This window comes from Streptomyces recifensis (assembly GCF_002154615.1).
Lineage (GTDB): Bacteria > Actinomycetota > Actinomycetes > Streptomycetales > Streptomycetaceae > Streptomyces > Streptomyces griseoluteus.
Map to the genome: position 1 here is coordinate 1 of NZ_MUNH01000755.1, position 5104 is coordinate 5104.

Here is a 5104-nt window from a genome sequence, read left to right on the forward strand (position 1 = left end):
CGGGTCGCGCTGCTGCGCGATGAGGTGCCGGGGCAGCAGGACGACCACGCCGGTGCCGCCGCGCGAGGAGGGGCGGTAGCTGACGTTGATCCGGTACTTGAGCGCGAGCAGTCCGACCACGGCGAGGCCGAGCCGGGTGCCCTGGAGGGAGGCGAGGTCGGCCATGCTGCCGGCCACCGCGCCCTCGGCGTGCCGCATGGCCGCCTCGGACATGGTCAGTCCGCTGTCCTCGACGGTGACGACGATGCCGGCCCGGTGCTCCTCGACGTAGACGTGCACCTCGTCGGTGGGCGGCGAGAAGTTGGCCGCGTTGTCGATCAGTTCGGCGAGGAGGTGCATCACGCCTTCGGCGGCGAATCCGGAGATCGCGGCCTGGGAGGTGAAGTGCAGCCGCACCCGCTGGTAGGCGGCGATACGGCCGATGGCGCCCCGGAGGATGCTCTCCATCCGGATCGGCTTGTTCCAGGTACGGCTGGTCTTGCCGCCCATGAGCAGCGCCAGCCGGTCGGCGATCAGCACGAGCTGGGAGGTCTTGTGGTCCAGCCGCATCAGGTCACCGAGCATCTTGCCGTCGTGCTCGTCCTGCATCGCCCGCAGGTCGGCCAGCATGCTGACGGCCTTGGCCTGTACGCGGCTGAGTGCCTTGGTGGAGGCGATCCGGGCACCGCCCGCGCGCCGCTCGCTGCGCGCCAGTTCTCGGACCACCAGCTCGCTCAGCTCGTGCATCAACGGCATCTGCGGAAGCGCGAGTTCACCGAGGACGGTGTCGGCCGACCGGCCCTCGGCGAGCCGGGCGACGGCGGCGGGCAGCGTCTCCCGGCCGAGCCGGTCCACCTCGGCCAGCACCTCGCCCAGCGCCTCCTGGGTCTGCCGGGACTCCTCGTCGGCGGCGGCCGCGCGGCCCACGGCCTCCTCCAGGGCGCCGGCGGAGAGCTGGGCGAGCCGGCGCAGGTTCTGGTCGTTGGGCATCGACACACCCGCGAGCGCGTCGGCGGCACCGCTGCCGCTCAGCACCAGGTTGTGCAGGGAGGGCAGGGTGACGTTGACCAAGTGGCCGGTCTGCGTGGCCGTTTGCTGCGCCTGCGCGCGGAGCCGGTCGTTCTCGGCGGCCTGGGTGGCGGCGGCGAGCCTGGCCCGGCGGACGAGGAGGTGTCCGACGAGCACCGCGACGGCGACGCACGCCCAGCCGGCGCCCGCGACGATCAGGGTCCGTCTGCGGGTGCCGGACGGCGCCGCGCCGACCGCGACGGCGGCCGCCACTGCGGTCACCGCCACCACGGCCGCGGGCACCGCCCATGAACTGCGCCGGGCGGTCGTCGAGCGGTGTTGAACGGACGGTGCAGGAACTGACATTCCGCGGTCCCTCGGTCTGCGAGCAGAAGAATCGGCGACCGAACGCCTCGATCGCGGGTCCGGAAGCGGCCGCCTCGGAGGAAGGCGATCTTCCAGTCCGGTTACGCCCACATGCTAGTCACACCGGAGTACGCCACGTTCCGAATGGCCCCTCCTGACCCCCCGGACCTGAAGTCGTCGTGAAGCAACCATTGCACCGAGGGGGCGTGATAGAGGACCCGTCGGGCCGCACCGCTGCTGCCAGGCCCGGAAAGATCCCATGCGCCCCCGATGCCCCGCCCCCGAGGTAGCGACCGCAAACCCCGAGGAAGCCGTCAACCCCCACGGGAGGGACCCCTTTCCAGCCAACCGAACGCGCTCACCGGAAGAGGGCGACGACGCCGATCACCCAGATGGCCAGAAACGCGATGGCCAGTACCAGACATCCGGCGGCCGCAAGGGAGCCCTTGGCGTCCGCGTGATACCGGCCCGCCTGGGCGCGCGACGGGGACGCGGCCGGCGGCCAGGTCCTCGTCGACTCGGGCGAGGGTGTCTCTCAGTGACATGACCTGATGATCGGCGGCGAAGTGGGCGGAGGCGAACGGGTTTTCACCCGAACGGGGAATGTCGTCGCCAGGAGGGCGCAAGTGCCAGGGGGTAGTGTCCGCTGCATTGCCCAATTTCGGGACATTCAAGGGAATTTCTTATAAGGGGGGAAGAATGAGCAGTACGGACGACCACTTGATGGTGACGACCGGGATCGCCCGGCTGTGCGCGGTGCCCGGTCTCGCCGGGCCGGGGCGGCTCGGGCTGGTGACCAACCACACCTGCGTGCTGCCCGACCTGACCCCGACGGCGCCCGCGCTGATGGAGGCGGGCGTGAACCTGGCCGCACTGTTCGGCCCCGAGCACGGGCTGTACGGCACCGCCCAGGCGGGCGGCAGCGAGCCGGACGAAGCCGACCCGGCCACCGGGCTGCCGATCTTCGACACGTACCGCCGCGAGGGCGATCGGCTCGACAAGGTGCTGATCAACAGCGGCGTGGACGCGCTGGTGTACGACCTCCAGGATGTCGGGGCGCGCTTCTACACCTATGTCTGGACGATGTTCGACCTGATGGTCTCGGCCGCGCGCACCGGCGTGCGGTTCGTCGTGGCCGACCGGCCCAATCCGCTCGGGGGACTCGTCAGTGAGGGTCCGGTGCTCGATCCGGCGTTCGCGAGCTTCGTCGGCCGGGCGCCGGTGCCGATCCGGCACGGGCTGACCTGCGGGGAGCTCGCCTGGTGTCTCAACAGGTCGGCGGTGGCCGAAGCGGCCGGACGACAGGCCGACTTGACCGTGATCAAGGCGGCAGGCTGGCAGCGGAGGATGGACGCGGAGGCCACCGGCCTCCCCTGGATCGCGCCCTCGCCCAACATGCCGACGTACGCGACAGCCGTCGTCTACCCCGGCACCTGCCTCTTCGAGGGCACCAACGTCTCCGAGGGCCGGGGCACCACTCAGCCCTTCGAGACCGTCGGCGCCCCGTACGTCGACGCCCGCTTCGCCCCCGCGCTCGCCGAACTCGGCCTGCCCGGAGTGCACTTCAGGGAGGTCCGCTACGTGCCGACCTTCGACAAGCACGCCGGCCGCCCCGTGCGCGGGGTCCACCTCCACGTCACGGACCGCGAGGCGTTCGCCCCCGTACGGACCGCCGTCGCCATGCTCGGCACGCTGCGGCGGCTCTACCCGGACGACTTCGCCTGGTCCGGCGACTTCGTCGACCGCCTCTGGGGCTCCGACGAACTGCGGCGGACGGTCGACGCGGGCGAGGACCCGCTGCGGCTGTGCGAACCGCCCGCACCGCCCGCCCGGTGGGCCGGTGAGGACGTACTGCTCTACCCCTGAGACGGAAGGACGTCGATGACCGATCCCACGACGAGGGCCCGGACCCTGATCCGCGGGTTCCGGCCGGGTGACGGTCCGCCGCTGGTGGCGGCGTGGTGCCGGAGCGCGCCCGCCGACCCCGTCACCGCGGACCGCTTCCGCTCCCTGGTGCTGCTCGACGCCAACTTCGACCCGGCCGGCCTCCGGGTCGCCGTGGAGGACGGGACACTCGTCGGCGCGGCCTACGCCGTGCGCCGGCTGACCCCGATGACCGGCACCGACCTGGAACCGGAACAGGGCTGGCTCCCCTTCTTCTTCGTCGACCCGGCCGCCCGCGGACGTGGCGTGGGCCGGGAACTGCTGACCGACGCGCTGGACTGGCTGCTCGCCCACGGCCGCACCCGCGTCGACTTCGCCCCGTACACGCCGAACTACTTCCTCCCCGGTCTGGACGCCGAGAGGTACCCGGAGGCATCCGCCCTGCTGGAGTCCATGGACTTCCGTACCGTCGACGAGGCGGTGGCCATGGACCGCTCGCTGACCGACTACGCCCTCCCTGCCGAGGTCGGCCGCCGGGCCGCCGAACTGACCGCGCGGGGTTACGCGTTCGGCACCCCCACCGACGACGACCTGCCCGCACTTCTCGCCCTCGCCGCCGTCCACTTCGTGCCGGACTGGGCGCGCGCGATCCGGGAGTGCCTGCTGAACGGCGCCTTGCTGGACAGGATCGTGGTCGCACGGGACCCTTCGGGCCGGCTGGTGGGCTGGGCGATGCACGGGGCGTACGAGTCGGCGATCGAGCGGTTCGGCCCGTTCGGGGTGCTGGACGACATGCGCGGGACCGGGCTGGGCAATGTGCTGCTGCACCTCGTCCTGGAGCGGATGCGGGCGCTGGGCGCGGGCTCTGCGTGGTTCCTGTGGACCGATCACCGGTCCGCGGCGGCCCGTCTGTACCGCCGGGCCGGGTTCAACACGACGCGGGTGTTCCGGGTCCTGCGCCGGGAGGCGGTCCGGTGACCGGAGTGCCGCGCGGGCTGAGCCGCCGCCGTTTCACGCTCGCGGCAACCCTGCTCGCGACGGGCTGTGCCGCGCCGCACCAGGGCACCGGACGGCCCGGCGACCCGCTCGTCCTCACTCTGCTCTCCCACTACGCGAGCGGTGAGCTGAAGGCGGCCCTCCAGGGGCCGGTGGACGAGTGGAACTCCACGCACGACCGGGTCAAGGTGCGCACCAGGGCGGTGGAGTTCGACGACCTGCTGACCACGTTCATGGTCCGGCAGGCGGCCGGACAGGGCGCCGACATCCTCCAGCCGTACTGCCTGTGGAACGGCCAGCTCGTCCGCGCCGGTGTCCTGCGCCCCGCCCCGCCCGAGGACGCGGCGGAGATCACCCGCGGCTACGGCGCGGCGGCGGTCGGCTCGGCATCCGTCGGCGGCAAGGTCTACGGCTACCCCACCGAGGCGCAGACGTACGCCCTCTACTACAACAAGCGCCTGCTCCGGGAAGCCGGCGTCACCCACCCCCCGCGCACCTGGCGGGAGCTGGAGGACATCGCCTACCGCACCACCCGGCGCGACCGGTACGGCAACACCCTGGTCCAGGGCTTCGGCCTCTCCACCTACGACGACTCCACCACCGTCGGCCAGACCCTCGCCCTGCTCAACGCGGCCGGGGGCACCTTCGTGTCCGAGGACGGCAGGCGCACCGCCATCGACTCACCTGCCGGGCGGGCCGTGCTGGACCTGGAGCACCGTCTGGTCAGCAGAGGGGCCAGCGAGCCCGGTGTCAACGTCTACCGGGCGTTCCAGTCCGGGCAGGTGGCCATGGTGATCAGCGCCGGATGGTGGACCGGCAGCCTGAAGTCGCAGATGGGTGACGCCTATCGGGAAGTGGCCGTGGCTCCGGT

At 72.0% G+C, this 5104-nt stretch carries 4 protein-coding genes; 3 read left to right on the forward strand and 1 reads right to left on the reverse strand.

All coding sequences use genetic code 11. The features are described 5' to 3' along the window. Positions 1–1278 (reverse strand): ATP-binding protein (locus CCN33_RS29330; protein ID WP_086696383.1); only part of this gene is annotated, 1278 nt, incomplete at its 3' end. 774 nt (positions 1279–2052) lie between these two features. Here CCN33_RS29330 and CCN33_RS29335 point away from each other — a divergent pair. The 3 genes from CCN33_RS29335 to CCN33_RS29345 form a co-directional block, all read left to right on the forward strand. Next, positions 2053–3219 carry an exo-beta-N-acetylmuramidase NamZ family protein gene (locus CCN33_RS29335; protein WP_086696381.1) on the forward strand — a complete coding sequence of 389 codons (1167 nt, stop codon included), beginning with the start codon at positions 2053–2055 and terminating at the stop codon, positions 3217–3219. A 15-nt stretch (positions 3220–3234) separates the two neighbouring features. Continuing rightward, positions 3235–4215 carry a GNAT family N-acetyltransferase gene (locus CCN33_RS29340; protein WP_086696382.1) on the forward strand — a complete coding sequence of 327 codons (981 nt, stop codon included), beginning with the start codon at positions 3235–3237 and terminating at the stop codon, positions 4213–4215. After that, a partial coding sequence (locus CCN33_RS29345) for an extracellular solute-binding protein (protein WP_244173980.1) occupies positions 4212–5104 on the forward strand: 893 nt, incomplete at its 3' end. The genes CCN33_RS29340 and CCN33_RS29345, both read left to right, overlap by 4 nt.